This window comes from uncultured Sphingomonas sp. (genome assembly GCF_913062585.1).
GTDB lineage: Bacteria > Pseudomonadota > Alphaproteobacteria > Sphingomonadales > Sphingomonadaceae > Sphingomonas.
Genome location: NZ_CAJXWX010000017.1, coordinates 35,958 through 53,797, shown reverse-complemented (window position 1 = coordinate 53,797; position 17,840 = coordinate 35,958). Strand labels below are relative to the sequence as shown.

Below are 17,840 nucleotides of genomic sequence, written 5' to 3'. Positions count from 1 at the left end.
ACTTCGACTTCGCTCAGTGCGAACGGCGGGTGGAATTACCCCCGGTGGAAAATCCGGATCGGCCGGTCGTGATAGACCCCCTCGACCGGCGCGCCATATCCCAGCTTCTCCGCCAGCCGGATCGACGGCGCGTTATCGGGTGCGATGATGCAGCATGTCCGCCCGATCCCCTGACCATCCGCCCAGCCGAGCACCGCGCGCATCGCCTCGCCCGCATAGCCCCGGCCATGCGCCGCCGGGACCAGCGTCCAGCCGACCTCGGGCACGGTCAGTTCCGGCACGATCGCCCGCCGCGACTCCAGCAGGCCGATGTCGCCCAGCACCGCACCGGTCGCCCGGTCGCACACCACCCAGGCGCCGTATCCGAACGCCATCCACTGCCCGATCGAGCGGAGCAACCTGATCCACACCTCTTCGCGGGCACGCGGCTTGCCGCCGATCATCGCATAGACGCCGGGCTCGGCCCACATTGCGGCCAGCGCGTCGAGATCGTCGGGATGGTGGCCGCGCAGGGTCAGCCGGTCGGTGGTCAGGGTCGGGGCGCTCATGCGCCTAGTCTACCCCGCCTCGCGGATCACCGCCAGAAACGCCTCGCCATAGGCATCCAGCTTGCGCGCGCCGATGCCCGACAGCAGCGACAGCGCCGCGCGGCTGGTCGGCCGCTGCGCCGCCATGTCGCGCAGCACCGAGTCGTGGAAGATGACATAGGGCGGCACGCCCGCCTCCTGCGCCAGCTCGCGGCGCTTGGCGCGCAAGGCCTCGAACAGCGGATTGTCGGCCGGATTCGCGGCGACCGGCGCGGCACGGCGGCTTTTGCGCTCGCGCTTGGGCGGCACGACCAGCGACAGCCGCGCCTCGCCCTTGATCAGCGCCCGCGCGGCGGGGCCGAACTCCAGCCCGCCATGATGATTGGTGCGCAGCGCATCGCGCAGCAGCAGCGCGCGGTGCACGGGCTTCAGCAGCGCCACCTCGTCCCCCGACACGATGTTCCAGACCGACAGCGCCTCATGCCCGTTCATCAGGCTGCGCTCGCTCGACTGGCCGGTCAGTACCTGCTCGATATAGCCAGCCCCGAACATCTGGCCGGTGCGGAACACGGCGGAGAGGAATTTCTGCGCGGTGGTCGTCGCATCGACCGCATCGGGGCTGCCCAGGCAATTGTCGCAATTGCCACAATCCTCCGCCAGCTCCTCGCCGAAATGGCGCAGCAGGATGCGGCGGCGGCACCCGCCCGTCTCGACCAGCGCGCCCAGCGCCGACAGCCGCGCCCGCTCGCCCGGCTGGCGTTCGGGCTCGACCTCGGCGATGCGCTGGCGGGCACGGGCGAAATCGTCGGCCCCCCAGAAGAGATGCGCGATCGACGGATCGCCATCGCGGCCTGCGCGCCCCGTTTCCTGATAATAGGCCTCGATCGACTTCGGCAGCCCGGCATGGGCGACGAAGCGGACATCGGGCTTGTCGATGCCCATGCCGAACGCGACGGTGGCGCAGATCACCATATCCTCGCTCGCCACGAAATCGGCTTGGTTCTTCGCGCGCACTGCGGGGTCGAGCCCGGCATGATAGGCGCGCACCGGGCGGCCCGTGCGGGCCAGCGCCTCGGCTAGCTTCTCGGTCGCGGCGCGCGTCTGGGCATAGACGATGCCGGGGCCGGGCGTGTCGGCGACCACGCGCGCGATCTGCAGGTTCACATTCGCCTTGGGGCTGATCGCATAGCGGATATTGGGCCGGTCGAAGCCCGAGACGATCATACCCTCGACCGGGATGCCCAGCTGCTTGGCGATGTCGGCGCGGGTATGCGCGTCAGCGGTGGCGGTCAGCGCGAGCCGGGGCACGTCCGGGAACGCGTCCATCAACGGCTCGAGCAGCCGGTAATCGGGGCGGAAATCATGGCCCCATTCGCTGACGCAGTGCGCCTCGTCGATCGCGAACAGGCTGAGCGGCGCGGAGCCGAGCAACTCGCGGAAATGCCCCGACGAGGCGCGTTCGGGCGCGACATAGAGCAGGTCGAGCTGCCCGTCGCGGAAGCGCGCCACCGTCTCGGCGCGGTTCTGGTCGACGCTGGTCAGCGTGGCGGCGCGGATGCCGACCGCCTCGGCCGCGCGCAACTGGTCGTGCATCAGTGCGATCAGCGGGCTGACCACGACGCAGCAGCCCTCCATCATCACGGCGGGCAGCTGGTAGCAGAGCGACTTGCCCGCGCCCGTCGGCATCACCGCCAGCGTCCGTTGTCGGTTCAGCACGCGCGCGACCACTTGGTCCTGCACGCCGCGGAACTGGCTGTACCCGAAGACTTCGTGGAGCTTGGCAAGGGGGTCGGCGACCATCGGGCTGCATGTAGCGACGCGGCGGGGGCGGGGGAAGGGCGTGCGACCTCTCGCGCGTGGCGGCGGACCGGCTTGGGCCCGATTCATTCCACCTGATGGTGCAAAGATACCAGGAAACATCCGCGTGCTTCGGGGTTTTGAACCTCCGTTATCTCTGAAACCGAAAGAGGAGATGTTCGATGAACACCGACATGATGAATGGTGCGGCCACCGACTTCGGTGGCAAGGTCAAGCAGGGCATGGGCGCGATGCTGGGCGACACGTCGATGGAGGCCGAGGGCAAGGGCGAACAGCTGAGCGGCAAGGCGCAGAAGGCATTCGGCGATGCCAAGAATAGCGTCGACCAGACGGTCCGCCCGCTGATCGACCAGGCCCGCCAGTTCGTGAAGGATCGCCCCTTCGCCGCGGCGGCGCTGGGCGGCGTGCTGGGTATCGCACTGCTGAACACGCTGCGCGGCAAGTAAGCGGTCGAGCGGCGCTTAGGAGGGGCGGTGCGGTGGATCGCGCCGCCCCTTTTCGCGTCTCCGCCGGATCGACCTTCCGCTACGCCTTTCCTTCGCTCTCCCTGTCCCAGGGAAAGACTGGGCCATGACGAATGGCGATGCGGCCTAGCGATGATGGTCCTGGAAGAAGCGCCAGATCACATCGGTCGCATCCAGCGTATCGCCGCCACCGCTCGATGCCGGGCGCTTTGCGGCACCGGGCCATTCATGGCCGCCGCCTGGAATGTCGTAGAAGACCACCTCGCCACCCTTAGCGCAGGCCATGCTATGCTCGATCACCAGCCCCGGCTGGCGAGTGACGCCGGGCGAAGCGGCGCAGCCATCGGCTTGCCGCCAGAAATCGACCGATTGCCGGGTCGGGAGAAACGGCCGCATCTGCGCGCGTGCGACGAAGCCGGTCGGGCTCTTGCCGCCCGAAAAAGCGACGACATCGTCCTTTTCGCCATGTATGATCAAGACGGGCACGGCGGCGACGGGACGGGGCTCGTTTCCAAAGATTGCCCCCGATACCATCGCGGCGGCGGCGATCCGGTCGCCCATCGTGATCGCCACACGGTGGGCCAGCATCGCGCCATTGGAAAATCCGACGATATAGATTTGCGCTGGATCGATCGCGGTGCGCCGGGCGACATCCTCCGCCACCGCCCGGACGAAACCGACATCGTCGACGCCGCGCGACATCGCCTCACCGCAACAGCCGCCCGCATTCCAGGTGCCCATCCTGTCGCGACGGCCGATACCGTCGGGTGCGGCAACGACCAGCCCGGCGCTGCGCGCCTGGGCGGACCAGCGTGCGATCATCGTTCCGCCATTGCCGCCGCCACCGTGCAGCACGATCACGAGCGGCGCCGGGGCATGGCCGCGATGGACGTCGAGCAGCTGATAATGGCGATCCAGGCCGCCAAAGGACAGCGGCACGCTCACCGCCCCATCCGTCTTGGGGGCGGCACCCGCCCGCGCCTCGCGAAGGCGGTGCAGCAGGCCGAAACGCTGGGCCGGGACTTCGGTCCAGGCCGTCCCCACCAGGATCACCGATACGATCGCCGCCACCCGCTTGCGCATGAAGCTCACTCCTTCCGACCAATGTTACCGATTGGTAACAGCTTGTAACCGATTGCGCCACTGGTCATGGAAACCCGGTGACGGACGGTTATGCGGATATGCTCGCGACACACCGCGCGGCCCGGCGCACGGCGCTGCTGGCCGGGGCGGCGGACGCGCTGGACCGGCTGGGCCTGCGCAGCGCCAGCATCGCCGCGATCGCCGACCATGTCGGCGTCGCCAAGGTCGTCCTTTATCGCTATTTCGGGTCGAAGGACGGGCTGATCGACGCGGTCCTCTCGGACCTGGTCGATAGCTTGCTGGCGGTCGACGCCATGCCTGTCGCGACCTGGCCAGAGCGCTTGCCGCACACATTGGCGGTCGTGGAGCAGCGGCGCGCGGCATTGCGCGTATTGTTGCGACAGGCGCCGCACGATCCGCGTTTCGGGGCGCATGTCGACCGGCTTCACGCGGTTCTCGCCGAACGTACGGTGGCGCGGATCGCGGACGTGCTTGGCCCCCCGGCGGCGATGCCCGGCGACCCCGCGATGCTCGCCCGGCTGATCGCGGGCTTCATGCTCGATGCCTATCTGCAATGGGTGGATGGGGGCGATCCGGCGCGACAGGCGCTCTTTCTCACATGGCTGGTCGACAGCGTCCGGTCGATGACCCGTGGCTGGTGGGGGACCAAGCCGCTTGCCCCGCCCGATGCCATCGCCTAGCGCTTCTGGCATGAAGCGATTGGCCATTTATTGCGGGTCGGCGACCCCCAGCGATCCCCAATATATCGACACGGCGCGGGCCGTCGGCCGGGGGCTGGCCGAGCGCGGGATCGGCGTCGTCTATGGTGGCGGGCGGCTGGGCCTGATGGGCGCGGTCGCCGATGCGGCGCTGGCCGCCGGGGGCGAGGTGATCGGCATCATCCCCCAGGCGCTGGTCGATGCCGAGGTCGCGCACCGGGGCCTGACCGAGCTGCACGTCGTGCCGGGCATGCATGAGCGCAAGAAGGCGTTCACCGACCTGTCGGACGGCTTCGTCACCATCGCGGGCGGTACCGGCACGATGGACGAGCTGTGGGAAGCGCTGAGCTGGGCGCAGCTGGGCTATCACGCCGATCCGGTCGGGCTGCTCAACACCGGCGGCTATTACGACCATCTGGTCGCCTTCTGGGAGAAGATGGGTGAGGTCGGCTTCCTGCGGCCGCAGCACCGCGACCTGCTGATCGTCGACACCACGCTGGACGGCCTGCTGGCCCGGATGGGCGCGCATGTGCCGACCCAGCCCATCGTGCGGATGAACGCGGGCGATCTGTGACCCCGGCGGCCGCCCCGGACGAGCGTGCGGTGCTGGTCGCGGAGGCCAAGGCGTCGATCGCCAAAGGCTCGAAGAGTTTCGCGGCGGCCAGCCTGCTCTTCGATCCCGAGACGCGGGCGCGCGCCTGGCTGCTCTATGCCTGGTGCCGTCGCTGCGACGACATCGCAGACGGGCAGGACCATGGCCATGGCATGACCCGCGTCGCCGACGCGCCTGCGCGCCTGGCCGAGCTGACGGAGAAGACCGAGGCGGCGCTGGCGGGACAGGTGGTCGGCGATCCGGCGTTCGACGCGCTGCGCGTCGTGGCGGCGGAAACGGGTATGCCGCATCGCTGGCCCCGCGACCTGATCGCCGGATTCGCGCTGGATGCCGAGGACTGGCGGCCCGAGAGCGAGGACGATCTCTACCGCTATTGCTATCATGTCGCGGGCGTCGTCGGCTGCATGATGGCAGTGACGATGGGGGTCGCCGCCGATGACGAGGCGGTGCTGGACCGCGCATGCGATCTCGGCATGGCGTTTCAGCTGGCCAATATCGCCCGCGACATCGCCGAGGATGCGGGCGCGGGACGACATTATCTGCCGCGCCAGTGGCTCGCCTATAAGAGCATCGCGCCGGACGCGATCATGGCCCCCTCCCACCGGCCCGGCCTGACCGCATTGGCGCGGCGGCTGACCGACCAAGCCGCCCGGTTCGAGGCCAGCGCGCGGATGGGCACGCCCGCGCTCTCCTATCGCTCGGCCTGGGCCGTGCTGTCGGCCGCGGCGATCTATGGCGCGATCGGGCGCAAGGTCGCCAAGCGGGGACGGCGGGCCTGGGATAGCCGCGTGGGGACCAGCAAGCTGGAAAAGCTGGGCTTCATGACGCGCGCGGGGATTCAGGCCGCGCGGCGGGACAAGATGCGGATCGTTCCGCGCGATCCCAGCCTGTGGACGCGACCGCGATAACCCCAACCTCCGTTCGGCCTGAGCGTAGTTGAAGGCCACGCCAGGCGGCGGGCACAAGGGAACTGTCGAACGGCGTCATTCCTTTGCCTTCGACTTCGCTCAGGCTGAACGGAGGGGGGGATTCAGCCCTTTGTCGGCTTGCGCTCGGCCTTTGCCATTTGCGCGCCCATGCGGCGGCAATCCGCGCCGATCACCGGATAGGGCACATCGGTGTTGGCGGCGATACGGTTGGCAAGGTCGGCCCGGCACTGGGCCATGGTCGCATAGCGGGCGGGAACCATCCGCGCCTCGGTGCAATCGACGCTGCCGTCGCCACAGCCCAGGATCGCCATCACATAGAAAATCGGCTGCATAACCGCCTCCACTCAAGCCTAAAAACACTTAAGTGCGGCAGGAGGTTCCGGGCGTCGGACGAAGCCTGGCGTGCCGTCTTGCCCGCCCCGCCATTGAACTCCGGCCCCGATCGTCCGACATGGGGACGACATGCCCCCACTCGACCCCACCGCCGGTACGCCCGACCGGCCGCTGATCCCGACGCTCCGGCGCTTCCTCCCCTATCTCTGGCCCGCCGGAGAACCCGCCCTGCGCGCGCGGATCGTGGGGGCGATGGCGCTGGTCATCATGTCGAAGCTCGTCCAGGTGCTGGGCGCGGCCTATACCTTCAAATATGCGGTCGACCGGATGGCGGGGGGTGACCGGGGCGCGGTGACGCTGATCGTCCTCCTGGTCGTCGGTTACGCTGGCGCACGGTTCGGCACGACGCTGTTCGACAATCTTCGTAACGCCGTGTTCGAGATGGTCGGGCAGGATGCGACGCGGCGGCTGTCGGCCGACGTCTTCCGCCACCTCCACCGCCTGTCGTTGCGCTTCCATCTGGAGCGTCGGACGGGCGCGGTGACGAAGGTGGTCGAGCGGGGGACCAAGAGCATCGACACGATGCTCTATTTCCTGCTGTTCAACATCGCGCCGACAGTGCTGGAACTGGCGCTGGTGCTGACCATTTTCGGGCGCAGCTTCGGACCGGTGCTGGTCGTGACGACGATGGCGATGGTCGTCCTCTATATCGGCTTCACCCGCAAGGTGACCGACTGGCGCAACGCGCTGCGCACCCGGATGAACGACCTCGACACCGGGGCGGTCGCCCATGCGGTCGACTCGCTCCTGAATTTCGAGACGGTCAAATATTTCAATGCCGAGGAGCGCGAGGCGCAGCGTTACGAGAACGGCGTCGCCGCCTATGCCCGCGCCGCGACCAAGTCGGAAAATTCGCTCGCCTGGCTGAACGTCGGACAAGCGCTGATCACCAGCCTGATGCTGGGCTTTGCCATGGCCTGGGTGGTGCGCGAGTGGAGTCGGGGCGCCGCCTCGGCGGGTGACGTGGTGCTGGTATCGACCCTGTTGTCGCAGCTGTTCCGCCCGCTCGACCTGCTCGGCATGGTCTATCGCACCATCCGCCAGGGGGTGATCGACATGGGCGCGATGTTCGACCTGATCGACACGCCTGCCGAGGTCGTGGATGCGCCGGGCGCGCCGCCACTGCGCGTGACCGGCGGGCATGTGCGGTTCGACAATGTGGTGTTCGGCTATGATCCCGAACGCACCATCCTGAAGGGGCTGACGCTCGACATTCCGGCGGGCACGACCTGTGCCGTGGTCGGGCCGTCGGGCGCAGGCAAGTCGACGCTCGCCCGGCTGCTCTATCGCTTCTACGAGGCGAAGCAGGGCGCGATCACCATCGACGGACAGGGGATCGCCACCGTCACGCAGGATAGCTTGCGCGCTGCGATCGGCATCGTGCCGCAGGACACGGTGCTGTTCAACGAGACAATCGGCTACAACATCGCCTATGGCCGCGAAGGCGCGGACCAGGACGATGTCGAGCGCGCGGCGAAGGGTGCGGCCATCGCCGACTTCATCGAACGCCAGCCCCAGGGCTATGCGACCCGGGTCGGCGAGCGCGGTCTGAAGCTGTCGGGTGGCGAGAAGCAGCGGGTGGCGATCGCGCGCACCCTGTTGAAGGACCCCCCGATCCTGATCCTGGACGAGGCGACCAGCGCGCTCGACAGCCGGACCGAGGCCGACATCCTGGCCACGCTGCAGGCGATCGAGCGCGGGCGCACGACCCTGGTCATCGCGCACCGGTTGTCGACCATCGTCCATGCCGACCAGATCGTCGTGCTCGACGGCGGCCGGGTCGCGGAACGCGGCACGCATGGCGAATTGCTCAGCCGGGGCGGGCTCTATGCTGAGATGTGGGCGCGCCAGGCCGCCGAGGTGGAGCAGGAGGACGAGGAGGACGCGCTGCTGGCGTAACCTATTCCTCACCTGCAAGGGGAGGTGGCAGGGCGCAGCCCTGACGGAGGGGTGTCCCCTTCCCGATAGCGGGGACACCCCTCCACCAGCTTTGCTGGTCCCCCTCCCCTTGCAGGGGAGGAATAAGGGCTACAGACAGCTCAACCGCATCTGCTTTGCGGGTTTGTCGAACACGATCGACGAACACCGCTGCAACTGGTCTGCGCCGATCGACAGCCAGTCCTTTTTCGGGTCATGCTTGCCCTTGCCGGTCACGACGACTTCGTCCGGGTCGCCCGGCGCGTCGGCATCGGCGATCGTCGCGGTGCTGCCGAAATCGACGGTTCGTACGCTCAACTGCGAGATGGCGAAGGGGCCGATCGTCACCGGGGTCGTCAACGTCATCGTGCGGATCGGCCGCGTCACCCCGAATACGATCTCTTGCAGGGTCGCGGCACCGGACAACTGGCCGCCATAAGCGCGCGCCAGCCGAACCGCGCCGCCCGCATTGGTGGTGCTGCGTGCCTTGCGCGGGTTGAAGATGACCCGCATCGGCTCGCCCTCGATCGGGATCACGACATAGCGCGAGCCCCAGTCGCCGAACAGGCCGCCGCCACCGACCATCGGCAGCGTGGTGACGCGCTCGCCGGGTTGCGGATCGCGCAGGCGGAACCGGACGACCTGGTCGGGCAGGCTCGCGGGGCCGAAGACGCCATCGAATCCGGCGGCAAAGGGGCGTTCGGCAAAGGCGATCCGACGCTTATAGGGGGCGGCCGTCCCCGCGCGGATCTGTGCCACGGCGGTCTTCCCGTCGATATGGACCGGCCCGACTTTGAACCCCACCTCGATCATGCCGGGCTTCAGGCCCGCCGCCTCGGCATAACCTTTGGTGATGATCGGGAGCCCCAGGGCGGCGGGGTCGATCAGGACGGTGCGCGCGACGCCGTTGACCGACAGCGTCGCCTTGCCATCGGGGGAGATCACCCGCTCGTCCGGCGGCGGCGAGGCAGCCGTAAGGGTGGCCAGCAAGAGGCAAGCGAAAGGGTGGCGCATCATGATCTCTCCCGGTGTCGTGACGACGAGGTAACGATCTGCACCAATCATGTCGGGATCATGGCCGGACCGGACTTTTCCTCCTTTTACACGATCCCGGCGAAGGCCGAAATCACGCCGAAACTGGACCCCGGCCTTCGCTTGGGTGAGGCGTAAGGGAGCGCATGGTATCCCTATTGTGCGGTCCCACTTTTACCGGGCAGGATGGCCCATGACGAAATCCGCCACTGCCTCCACCACGCCCGGGGCGAGTGGCAGATTGGGGTCGGCATAGGTCGCGATATTGGCGCCCCGGCTGTCGCCCTCGACGGTCTTCAGAACGTGATTGACCCGGGGCAGCAGAACCAGCGACGCCTTGGGCTGTCCCGCCTTCAGCGTCTTGGCATCCTCGGGCGTCACCTGAAGGTCGGCCTTGCCCTGCACGATCAGCAGCGGCTTGGCGGTCGCCGCGGCCAGCTTCGCGGGATCCTTGGCAAAGGCGTTGATCAGGAAGGGCTGGACCGGATCGGCGAAGATCATCGACAGCGGCGGCGTCAGGCTGGCGGCGGGGATGGTGCGGCCAGCCTCCAGCGCGTCGAGGGCGCGGTCGGCATCGGCCAGGATCGGTGCATTGGCGGGGTTGGCATGGAACTGCGCCCGCATCACCGCGCCCAGCGGACGGCCCGGCGTGGAGACGGCGATGACGCCGCACAAGCCCTCCGGCCGGGCCGCCGCGGTGTCGAGCGCGACCACGCCGCCTTCGCTATGTCCCAGCACCCAGACGCACGGCACGCCCGTCTTTGCGCGGATCGCGGCGATCCAGCTGCGCGTGTCGGCGGCATAATCGTCGATCGTGACCGCATTGGGGTCGGGCACCGCCCCGGCGCTGGCGAACATGCCCCGCTTGTCGATGCGGACGCTGGCGATGCCCTTGGCCGCCAGTCCCTGAGCCAGCAGGCGGAGCGAGGCGGCCTTCAGCCCGCGCGGATTGTTGCCGTCGCGATCGGTCGGGCCCGAGCCGGGGATCATCAGCACGACCAGAACCTTGGCGCCCTCCGGCCCCATCCAACTACCCTTGAGGAGCCCCTGCGGGCCGGGCGCCGCTATGTCACGATCGGCCATCGGCGTGGCGGCGGCAAGCATAGCGGCGAACAGCGCGGTCAACGACATCGGAAAGCCCCTCGAAACCAGTGATCAGCGCGAACGCGTCACGCGCCAGCGGAGATAGGAAAAGACCACCGGCGTCAGCGCAGCGGACAGGAGGGCGGTCGTCACGATTCCGCCCCGCTGCTCGGCGCCGATCGGCAGCAGCGCGACGATGACGATGCCCAGCCCCGTGCCCGCGAACAGCCAGCCGCCAAAGCGGTGCGTGGCGATCCAGTTGTCGGTGTCCATGATCGCCCATGGCGTGCGGATACCGACGAAGAAGCCCGGCCGCGACTTGGGCAGCATATTGCCGATCGCGATCAGGAAGATCCCCAAGCCGACCAGAATCAGGCTCCCCGGCGGGGTCCAGCCAAAGGCGGGGCCGGCGACCATCGCCTCGACGCCGATGAACAGCCCCAACAGCCCTGCCCAGGCGGCGCGGAAGAGCGGCGCGCTACCCTCGAGATTCGTCTGGAGCGGCTCGATCCGGGGCAACGCCGCCATCATCGCGGATACGCCGATGGTCAGCACGACCGGCATGAACAGCGCATGACCCGCTTCGGCGAAGCGGTCCGCCTCTCCGGCTGCGTTCCAGTGCGTCGGCAGCATCGTGCCCGGCGGCAGTTTTGACAACGCGATGGCGGATACCAGCGCCATGCCGCCCGCCACCAGAGCGGATGCGAGGATCAGTGGGCGGAATGACACCGTTCGTCCTCCTTCTCTTCGCCGACGCCCAGCCGGGTCATGAATCCCATGACCACCTGTTCCAGCATCGACAGGTTGAGTGTGTAGGTGATGGTGGTGCCCTGCTGCTCGGCCTGGATCAGGCCTGCTGCTTTCAGCTTCGCGAAATGCGCGGACATGGTGGGGCGCGAGACGTCGAACGCCTCGGCAATGGCGCCCGCCGACAACCCGCCGCCGCGCAGCATCTCCAGGATGCGGCGGCGCGTGGGATGGGCGAGGGCTTCGAACACCGGGTCCATGGCCGGTGTTTAGCATGATGGCTAATTAGCGAGAAGGCTAAATATATCCTCCCCGGCACGGGGAGGTGGCAGCGCGCAGCGCTGACGGAGGGGGATCGCCACACAGATCGTCCCTTGCGGCCATCCCCCCTCCACCATGCTTCGCATGGTCCCCCTCCCCGTGCCGGGGAGGATAGGGTTATTTCCGCTCCAGCATCAGCGCCGCCGTCGCCTTCGCGCTGCCGACCACACCCGGAATGCCCGCGCCCGGATGCGTGCCCGCGCCGACGAAATACAGGTTCGGGATGGAATCGTCGCGGTTGTGGACCCGGAAATAGGCGCTCTGGGTCAGGATCGGCTCGAGCGAAAAGGCCGAGCCCATATGCGCGTTCAGGTCGGTCGCGAAATCGGCCGGCGCATAGTGGAATTTGGTCACGATCCGCTCGTGGATGTCGGGGATCAGGCGGCGGCCGACCTCGTCCAGGATACGCTTTTCCAGGATCGGGCCGACCTCGTCCCAGTTCATCGGGAACTTGCCCATGTGCGGCACCGGCGCCAGCGCATAGAAGGTCGAATGGCCCTCGGGCGCCAGGCTGGGATCGGTGACGGTCGGGTGGTGGAGGTAGAGCGAGAAATCCTCCGACAGCACGCCGGTGTCGTAAATGTCGGTCAGCAGGCCCTTATAGCGCGGCCCGAACAGGATCATGTGGTGCGGGATGCCCGGCCAGGCGCCCTTGATGCCGAAGTGCACGACGAACAGCGACGGCGAATAGCGCTTGCGCTCCAGCCGGTTGACCGAGCGCCGGGCCGATCGGTTGTCGGCCAGCAGGTCGCGATAGCTGTGCATGATATCGGCATTGGTCGCGACCGCATCCGCCTGGATCGTCACGCCGCTCTTGGTCACGACGCCGGTCGCGCGGTCGCCCAGCGTCTCGATCCGCGTGACCGGATCGCCCAGGCGGATGACGCCGCCGATCCGCTCGAACTGCGCGACCATGCCCGCCACCAGGCGGTTGGTGCCGCCGCGCGCGAACCAGACGCCGCCGTCGCGCTCCAGCTTGTGGATCAGCGCATAGATGGCGCTGGTCGTCATCGGATTGCCGCCGACGAGCAGCGTGTGGAACGACAGGGCCTCGCGCAGCTTCTCCGACTTCACGAACTTCGACACCATGGCATAGACCGAGTTCCATGCCTGATACTTCGCCAGCGCGGGGGCGGCCTTCACCATCGAGGCGAAGTCGAGAAACGCGACATGGCCGAGCTTCTCATAGCCTTCGTGATAGACGCCCGCGGCATAGTCGAGGAACTTGCCATAGCCCTCGATATCGTCGGGGTTCAGCTTGGCGATTTCCGAGCGCAGCTGGGTGTCGTCGTTGCTGTAATCGAAATTGGTGCCGTCGACCCAGTTCAGCCGGTAGAAGGGGCTGACCGGATCGAGCTTGACGTCCTCCGACATCGACCGGCCGGTCAGCGCCCAGAGTTCCTCCAGGCAGGCCGGATCGGTGATGACCGTGGGCCCGGCGTCGAAGGTGAAGCCGTCGCGCTCCCAGTAATAAGCGCGCCCGCCCGGCTTGTCGCGCGCCTCGACGATGGTCGTCTGCACGCCGGCCGATTGCAGGCGAATGGCCAGCGCCAGTCCGCCGAAACCCGATCCGATGACGACCGCGCTCTTCACGCGCGACCTCCCGATTTGTCACGGAGCGCCGCGATGGCGCGCAGGATCGGCACGGGCGGCCGTCCGGTCAGAACTCGTGCCTTGTCGGCCATGGTCGATTGCCCTGCATAGAATCGCCCGATCAGGTCGGGCGGAAGACGATAGAAACGCTCCAGAACGCGGTATCGCTCATCCGGCTCCGCCGCCTTGAACAACATCGTGTCGAGCATACGGTAAAAGCCGCGCGCGTCCCAGGCGGCGCGCGCCATGCGATAGGTCGCGTCGTGCAGGTCGGCCCCGGCGAAATCGCGCCGCCCGGCCAGCATCGCGGCCATGCGGATCGCATCGGGCAGCGAATAGCCGGTGGTCGGGTGGAACAGCCCGGCGCGCATTCCGGCCTTGGGCGTCTTGGCCCCGCCGCTGCGCCAGTAACCGTCGAAATCGCCGCCCATCGCGACCGGCAGCACGCCCGCCTCCTCGCGCACCACTTCATGGGTGATCCAGTCGCGGCTGTCGGCATAGCGCTCGATCCGCTGGACGATGGCGCGGCGGTTCAGCTCGGCGGAGGTCGAGTAATAGGTGTCCTCGACGAAGATCCGGTCCTCGGCGAAGGGCAGGGTGTAGACGAAGCGATAGCCGTCGATCTGCTTGACGGTGGCGTCCATCACCACCGGCCGCTCGACCCCGTGCGGGCGCGCGAGCCGCAGTTCCTGGCCGACGAATTTCTGCCAGCCGCAGGACAGCGAGGACAGGTCGCCCGCGCCGCGCGCGTCGATCACGCCCGTTGCCTCGACCCGGTCGCCATCGGCGAAGACCGCGGCGGTCGCCGATACGGCCAGAACCTTGCGCCCCAGGATCAGGGCCTCTGGTGGCAGGACACGGCGCACCTCGGCGTCCAGGCGGTGGCTCTCGATCGAATAATAGGTCTGGTGCAGGGTGCGTGAATGGGCGGGAAAGGCGACGTCATAGCCGCGCCAGCCATGCGCGACGAGCCGCTCGACGAGCCAGCGGTCGCGCTTGGCCACGTCGCTGCCGAAAAAGGACCAGAGATGGTTGCCGCCGATCGTCTCGACCGCATCGACCAGCCGGACGTCGAGCGAGGGATGGCGTGCCTTCAGCGCAAGCGCGATCAGACCGCCGGCCAGGCCCGCGCCAATGATCGCGACGTCGCAGGAGATTTTGGCAGCCATCCGCTCACCGCTACCGGAAAGCGGGACGAAGGCAAAGACCCGGCGCCATTACAGAAGGACGGCCGTGTCGGGCGCGTCGCCGGTCGCGAAATCGCCGATGATTCGCCAGCCTGCCAGATCGACGATGGCGATCCGGTTGTCCTCCAACGCGGCATAGAGGGTCGTGCTTCCGGCGGGCAGGTTCAGGCCCGGTGCGGCAGCCGGCAGGGGAAGCCGGGCTTCCTCGGCCAGGGTGGCGGGCGAATGACGGGTCAGGCTCTTGTCGGCTGTGTTGGACACGATCAGGCGACCGTCGCTTGCCACGATCACCCGTACCGCTTCTCCGCGCAAGGCCATGCGCGCACGGGGCCGCAGCGTGACGGCGTCCAGCGCGTGGAGCATCCCCGCCGGACGGTCGATGACATAGAGCGTTCGTTCGTCGGGACTGAGCGCCAGCCCTTCGGGTGCCTGGCCGATATGCTGTTTGACGGGAGCGAAGCTGGCATCATCGGGGTCGACCATGATGACCATGCCGCTCATCGTGTCGGCGGCATAGGCACGGCCGCCATCGGCCGTGACGACGAAATAATGGCTGCGCGCGCCGCCGACCGGGATCATCCGGTCGGGGTGCTCGGCGGTCTGGGGCCGGTCGAAGCGGGCGAGCAGGCTGTCGGTTTCGGACAGGGCGTAAAGGCGCCCCTTGGCATCCATCCGTATGCCGTGCCAGCGACAATGGGGGGCCAGGTCGATATTGCGCACCAGGCGCCGGTTCGCCAAGTCGATGACGAACAGTTCGTGTCCGCCCTCGCCGCCATATTGCCAGCCCTTGACGCCATAGCCCCCGACATAGGCGAAAGCCCCGCCGGCATCCGCGACCATCTCGTGCGGCTGGGGCCCGAGCGGCACCGTGCCGAGCAACCGGCCCTGGGGCAGCGCATAGAAGGCGACGCGCCCCGCGCCCTTTTCCACCACCGCCAGCGTGCGCGCCGGCGTCGCCGCCTGCGCCCTGCGCCAAGCGAGCGGCAGGGCAGAGGCCAAGCCCAGGGCGGCCATGCTCCACAGGCCCTGGCGGCGATCGATCAAGGGCATGGGGCGCGGCTCCTTAGCGATATTGTCCGGACAGCCAGACGAGGCGCGCGGGCAACTTGTTCCGTTCCGGGATGGAGCCATGCGGGGGGCGCGTGCGTCTTTTCGTCAAAGCGGGTGCGCCACCGGTTGCGGTGAAACGGCCCATTGAATAGGTGAACCGCATGATCCGCCCACTCAACGAAAGCGTCGCCGTCGCCCCCCAGATCCGGCCGGAGGATATCGCCGCGATCAAGGCGGCGGGCTATACCGCCATCGTCAACAACCGTCCCGATGGCGAGGAACCCGGCCAGCCGACCGGCGACGCGATTCGCGCAGCGGCGGAGGACCAGGGGCTGGCCTATACCGCCATCCCGGTGACGCCCGGCGGCTTCAGCCACGAGATGGTCGACCAGATGACCCAGGCGCTGGTTGAGGCGAAGGGGCCGGTGCTGGCCTATTGCCGGTCGGGCACGCGCAGCTGCAATTTGTGGGCGCTGGCGGCGGCGAAGGCCGGGCGCAACCCGACGCTGATCGTCATGCAGGCCGAAGGGGCGGGGTACGACCTGTCCGGCCTGCGCCCGACGCTCGAGGCGCTGTCGGGCGCGGCGGGATGACCCTGCCGATCGGCGGTGCGGTGGCGGGCTGGGCGCTCGCCGGACTGGGCACGGGCGCGGTGCTGAGCGGGGTCGGCATAGGCTGGCTGGTCCGCCGCCGTCGCGACCGCCGCCTGGGGTCGCCCGAGGAGGTCGCGGCCGCGACCGAGGCGGCGTTGCCGGGCTTTGCGGTCGTCGGTGCCGTTGTCGGCGCCGACGGGCAGGGCGCGCTGGCGGTGGCGCAGGACGGGCGCGTCGCCGCGATCAAGCTGCAGGGCCGCCGCCTGGCGGTGCGCGAAATCCCCTGGACCCGGGTGCGCTCCACCGCTCAGGGGATCGTGGCGGAGGTCGATGGACGGTTCGGGCCGGTGATGCTCGCCGGGGTCGACGTGCTGGATATCCGGCGTCTGGCACCGCGCTAAGCCATTCCTCCCGTTGCAAGGGCAGGTGGCAGGGCGCAGCCCTGACGGAGGGGTGTTGCGCCCTCGAGAGCGGGATACCCCTCCACCAGCTTCGCTGGTCCCCCTCCCCTTGCAGGGGAGGAATATTTCCTTAATCCCGCAGCGCGCGTTCGCCCTCGTACATATAGTCCCGCGTGACCGGCACCGACAGGCGCCCCCGCGTCAGTTGCACCTGATAGTTGCAAAGGCCGCCATTGCGGAACGCCGCGCCAGCACCCGCCAGATAGAAGAGCCACATGCGATAGAAGCGCTCGTCATAGAGCTCCACGATACGGTCCTTCGCCGCCACCGTCCGCTCGTACCAGATGTCGAGCGTCCAGCCATAATGACAGCGCAGGACCTCGACATCGGTCAGGAACATGCGCATCCCCTCCTGCGCGCGCACGATCTCGGACAGGGCGGGATTATAGCCGCCGGGGAAGATATATTTGGTCGTCCAGTCGTCGGTGACGCCAGGCCCGCTCAAGCGCCCGATGGTGTGGAGCAGCATCACGCCGTCCTCGCTCAGCAGGTCGCGGCACTTGCGGAAGAAGGTCCGATATTGCGGCGGGCCGACATGCTCGAACATGCCGACCGAGACGATGCGGTCGAACTGGCCCTCCACCCGGCGATAGTCGATCAGCTCGAACTTCACCTTGTCCGACACGCCCAGCGCCTCGGCCCGCGCACGCGCGACCTTCAGCTGTTCCTCGGATAGGGTGACACCCAGCACCTCGGCGCCGCATTTCTGGTGCAGGTACAGCGCCATGCCACCCCAGCCGCAGCCGATGTCGAGGACCTTCATCCCCGGCGAGATCACCAGTTTGGCGGCGATATGCGCCTTTTTGTCGCGTTGCGCCCGCTCCAGGTCGTTCTGCGGATCGGTGAAATAGGCGCAGCTATATTGCTTGTCGGTGTCGAGGAAGAGTTCGTAGAGCGTACCCGACAGGTCGTAATGATGCGCGACGTTCTTCTTCGATCGGCGCTCCATGTTGATCCGGTCGAGCCGGTGCTTGATCGCGCCCGCCGCCCGGACGAGGCGCGAGGGGTTCAGGTTCGCCCGGCCCGCTTCCCATTTGTCGTTGGCGGTCAGCAACTCGACCAGGTCGCGGACATCGCCCTGCTCGACGACCAGGCGGCCGTCCATAAAGGCCTCGCCCGCCGCCAGTGCGGGGTTGCGGACGATCTGCCCGGCGACGCGACCGTCGGTGAAGCGGATCGCGACATCGGGATAGCCGGGCTCGGGCGCACCGAATTGGCGGACGGTGCCGTCATGATGGGTGAGGGACAGGCGGCCCTTGCGGACCGCGCGCGACAGAAACAGATCGATCAGCGCCATATGGCACGCACTA

At 68.0% G+C, this 17,840-nt stretch carries 19 protein-coding genes; 7 read left to right on the top strand and 12 right to left on the bottom strand.

Features of this window, described 5'->3' with window-relative positions; all coding sequences use genetic code 11:
• Positions 1-35: 35 nt before the first annotated feature.
• Positions 36-548, bottom strand: a complete 513-nt coding sequence (locus tag QZ546_RS12155) for a GNAT family N-acetyltransferase (RefSeq protein WP_294237793.1) — start codon at positions 546-548, stop codon at positions 36-38.
• Positions 549-557: 9 nt separating this feature from the next.
• Entirely contained in the window at positions 558-2,327 is a 1,770-nt protein-coding gene (gene recQ, locus QZ546_RS12150; RefSeq protein ID WP_294237791.1) for a DNA helicase RecQ, read from the bottom strand.
• A gap of 179 nt (positions 2,328-2,506) precedes the next feature.
• Here recQ and QZ546_RS12145 point away from each other — a divergent pair, with 179 nt between their 5' ends.
• A complete protein-coding gene (locus QZ546_RS12145) occupies positions 2,507-2,791 on the top strand; it encodes a CsbD family protein (protein ID WP_294237788.1) in 285 nt (94 codons plus the stop codon).
• Positions 2,792-2,935: 144 nt separating this feature from the next.
• On the opposite strand, the gene QZ546_RS12140 is transcribed toward QZ546_RS12145, so the two are convergent.
• Positions 2,936-3,892, bottom strand: a complete 957-nt coding sequence (locus tag QZ546_RS12140) for a PHB depolymerase family esterase (protein WP_294237786.1) — start codon at positions 3,890-3,892, stop codon at positions 2,936-2,938.
• A 77-nt stretch (positions 3,893-3,969) separates the two neighbouring features.
• Between QZ546_RS12140 and QZ546_RS12135 the strand changes: the two genes are divergently transcribed.
• Genes QZ546_RS12135 through QZ546_RS12125 form a run of 3 tightly spaced genes read left to right on the top strand, consistent with a single transcriptional unit; the run spans position 3,970 to position 6,132 of the window.
• Positions 3,970-4,593, top strand: a complete 624-nt coding sequence (locus QZ546_RS12135; RefSeq protein ID WP_294237783.1) for a TetR/AcrR family transcriptional regulator — start codon at positions 3,970-3,972, stop codon at positions 4,591-4,593.
• A gap of 10 nt (positions 4,594-4,603) precedes the next feature.
• A complete protein-coding gene (locus tag QZ546_RS12130; protein WP_294237781.1) occupies positions 4,604-5,185 on the top strand; it encodes a TIGR00730 family Rossman fold protein in 582 nt (193 codons plus the stop codon).
• Positions 5,182-6,132, top strand: a complete 951-nt coding sequence (locus QZ546_RS12125; RefSeq protein ID WP_294237777.1) for a phytoene/squalene synthase family protein — start codon at positions 5,182-5,184, stop codon at positions 6,130-6,132. Before QZ546_RS12130 ends, QZ546_RS12125 begins: the two co-directional genes overlap by 4 nt.
• A gap of 122 nt (positions 6,133-6,254) precedes the next feature.
• On the opposite strand, the gene QZ546_RS12120 is transcribed toward QZ546_RS12125, so the two are convergent.
• Positions 6,255-6,485: a hypothetical protein gene (locus QZ546_RS12120; RefSeq protein ID WP_294237775.1), complete on the bottom strand. Its 231-nt coding sequence runs from the start codon at positions 6,483-6,485 to the stop codon at positions 6,255-6,257.
• Positions 6,486-6,615: 130 nt separating this feature from the next.
• Between QZ546_RS12120 and QZ546_RS12115 the strand changes: the two genes are divergently transcribed.
• Positions 6,616-8,445 (top strand): ABC transporter ATP-binding protein/permease, encoded by a 1,830-nt coding sequence (locus QZ546_RS12115; RefSeq protein ID WP_294237772.1) that lies wholly within the window; start codon positions 6,616-6,618, stop codon positions 8,443-8,445.
• Between the two features lie 129 nt (positions 8,446-8,574).
• Here QZ546_RS12115 and QZ546_RS12110 read toward each other — a convergent pair whose 3' ends face one another.
• The 7 genes from QZ546_RS12110 to QZ546_RS12080 all read right to left on the bottom strand — a co-directional run bounded on the left by QZ546_RS12110 (position 8,575) and on the right by QZ546_RS12080 (position 15,476).
• On the bottom strand, positions 8,575-9,480 hold the full coding sequence (locus QZ546_RS12110; protein ID WP_294237765.1) for a hypothetical protein: 906 nt from the start codon (positions 9,478-9,480) through the stop codon (positions 8,575-8,577).
• Between the two features lie 189 nt (positions 9,481-9,669).
• Complete coding sequence (locus QZ546_RS12105) at positions 9,670-10,626, bottom strand: alpha/beta fold hydrolase (protein WP_294237762.1); 957 nt, start codon at positions 10,624-10,626, stop codon at positions 9,670-9,672.
• A gap of 24 nt (positions 10,627-10,650) precedes the next feature.
• Entirely contained in the window at positions 10,651-11,307 is a 657-nt protein-coding gene (locus QZ546_RS12100) for an SdpI family protein (RefSeq protein WP_294237759.1), read from the bottom strand.
• Complete coding sequence (locus tag QZ546_RS12095; RefSeq protein WP_294237757.1) at positions 11,289-11,585, bottom strand: metalloregulator ArsR/SmtB family transcription factor; 297 nt, start codon at positions 11,583-11,585, stop codon at positions 11,289-11,291. Before QZ546_RS12095 ends, QZ546_RS12100 begins: the two co-directional genes overlap by 19 nt.
• Before the next feature lie 178 nt (positions 11,586-11,763).
• Positions 11,764-13,239, bottom strand: a complete 1,476-nt coding sequence (locus tag QZ546_RS12090) for a phytoene desaturase (protein WP_294237755.1) — start codon at positions 13,237-13,239, stop codon at positions 11,764-11,766.
• On the bottom strand, positions 13,236-14,408 hold the full coding sequence (gene crtY, locus QZ546_RS12085; RefSeq protein ID WP_294237753.1) for a lycopene beta-cyclase CrtY: 1,173 nt from the start codon (positions 14,406-14,408) through the stop codon (positions 13,236-13,238). Before crtY ends, QZ546_RS12090 begins: the two co-directional genes overlap by 4 nt.
• A gap of 48 nt (positions 14,409-14,456) precedes the next feature.
• On the bottom strand, positions 14,457-15,476 hold the full coding sequence (locus QZ546_RS12080; protein WP_294237750.1) for a twin-arginine translocation pathway signal protein: 1,020 nt from the start codon (positions 15,474-15,476) through the stop codon (positions 14,457-14,459).
• 161 nt (positions 15,477-15,637) lie between these two features.
• On the opposite strand from QZ546_RS12080, the gene QZ546_RS12075 reads away from it, so the two are divergent.
• Both QZ546_RS12075 and QZ546_RS12070 read left to right on the top strand, forming a co-directional pair.
• The gene (locus tag QZ546_RS12075) at positions 15,638-16,069 is read left to right on the top strand and encodes a TIGR01244 family sulfur transferase (RefSeq protein WP_294237747.1); all 432 of its coding nucleotides are present in this window, start codon (positions 15,638-15,640) and stop codon (positions 16,067-16,069) included.
• Positions 16,066-16,470 (top strand): hypothetical protein, encoded by a 405-nt coding sequence (locus QZ546_RS12070; RefSeq protein ID WP_294237744.1) that lies wholly within the window; start codon positions 16,066-16,068, stop codon positions 16,468-16,470. The genes QZ546_RS12075 and QZ546_RS12070 overlap by 4 nt, the downstream gene beginning before the upstream one ends.
• A gap of 130 nt (positions 16,471-16,600) precedes the next feature.
• Here the strand turns inward: QZ546_RS12070 and QZ546_RS12065 are convergent, their stop codons facing one another.
• Positions 16,601-17,827: a cyclopropane-fatty-acyl-phospholipid synthase family protein gene (locus QZ546_RS12065; protein WP_294237741.1), complete on the bottom strand. Its 1,227-nt coding sequence runs from the start codon at positions 17,825-17,827 to the stop codon at positions 16,601-16,603.
• Between the last annotated feature and the right edge of the window lie 13 nt (positions 17,828-17,840).

Bases quoted from the DNA above. Each gene is read 5' to 3' on its own strand.
- QZ546_RS12140 (WP_294237786.1), bottom strand. From the start codon at position 3,892: ATGCGCAAGCGGGTGGCGGCGATCGTATCGGTGATCCTGGTGGGGACG.
- QZ546_RS12065 (WP_294237741.1), bottom strand. From the start codon at position 17,827: ATGGCGCTGATCGATCTGTTTCTGTCGCGCGCGGTCCGCAAGGGCCGC.
- QZ546_RS12075 (WP_294237747.1), top strand. From the start codon at position 15,638: ATGATCCGCCCACTCAACGAAAGCGTCGCCGTCGCCCCCCAGATCCGG.
- QZ546_RS12105 (WP_294237762.1), bottom strand. From the start codon at position 10,626: ATGTCGTTGACCGCGCTGTTCGCCGCTATGCTTGCCGCCGCCACGCCG.
- recQ (WP_294237791.1), bottom strand. From the start codon at position 2,327: ATGGTCGCCGACCCCCTTGCCAAGCTCCACGAAGTCTTCGGGTACAGC.
- QZ546_RS12110 (WP_294237765.1), bottom strand. From the start codon at position 9,480: ATGATGCGCCACCCTTTCGCTTGCCTCTTGCTGGCCACCCTTACGGCT.
- QZ546_RS12095 (WP_294237757.1), bottom strand. From the start codon at position 11,585: ATGGACCCGGTGTTCGAAGCCCTCGCCCATCCCACGCGCCGCCGCATC.
- QZ546_RS12130 (WP_294237781.1), top strand. From the start codon at position 4,604: ATGAAGCGATTGGCCATTTATTGCGGGTCGGCGACCCCCAGCGATCCC.
- QZ546_RS12120 (WP_294237775.1), bottom strand. From the start codon at position 6,485: ATGCAGCCGATTTTCTATGTGATGGCGATCCTGGGCTGTGGCGACGGC.
- QZ546_RS12080 (WP_294237750.1), bottom strand. From the start codon at position 15,476: ATGCCCTTGATCGATCGCCGCCAGGGCCTGTGGAGCATGGCCGCCCTG.
- QZ546_RS12115 (WP_294237772.1), top strand. From the start codon at position 6,616: ATGCCCCCACTCGACCCCACCGCCGGTACGCCCGACCGGCCGCTGATC.
- QZ546_RS12145 (WP_294237788.1), top strand. From the start codon at position 2,507: ATGAACACCGACATGATGAATGGTGCGGCCACCGACTTCGGTGGCAAG.
- crtY (WP_294237753.1), bottom strand. From the start codon at position 14,408: ATGGCTGCCAAAATCTCCTGCGACGTCGCGATCATTGGCGCGGGCCTG.
- QZ546_RS12070 (WP_294237744.1), top strand. From the start codon at position 16,066: ATGACCCTGCCGATCGGCGGTGCGGTGGCGGGCTGGGCGCTCGCCGGA.
- QZ546_RS12155 (WP_294237793.1), bottom strand. From the start codon at position 548: ATGAGCGCCCCGACCCTGACCACCGACCGGCTGACCCTGCGCGGCCAC.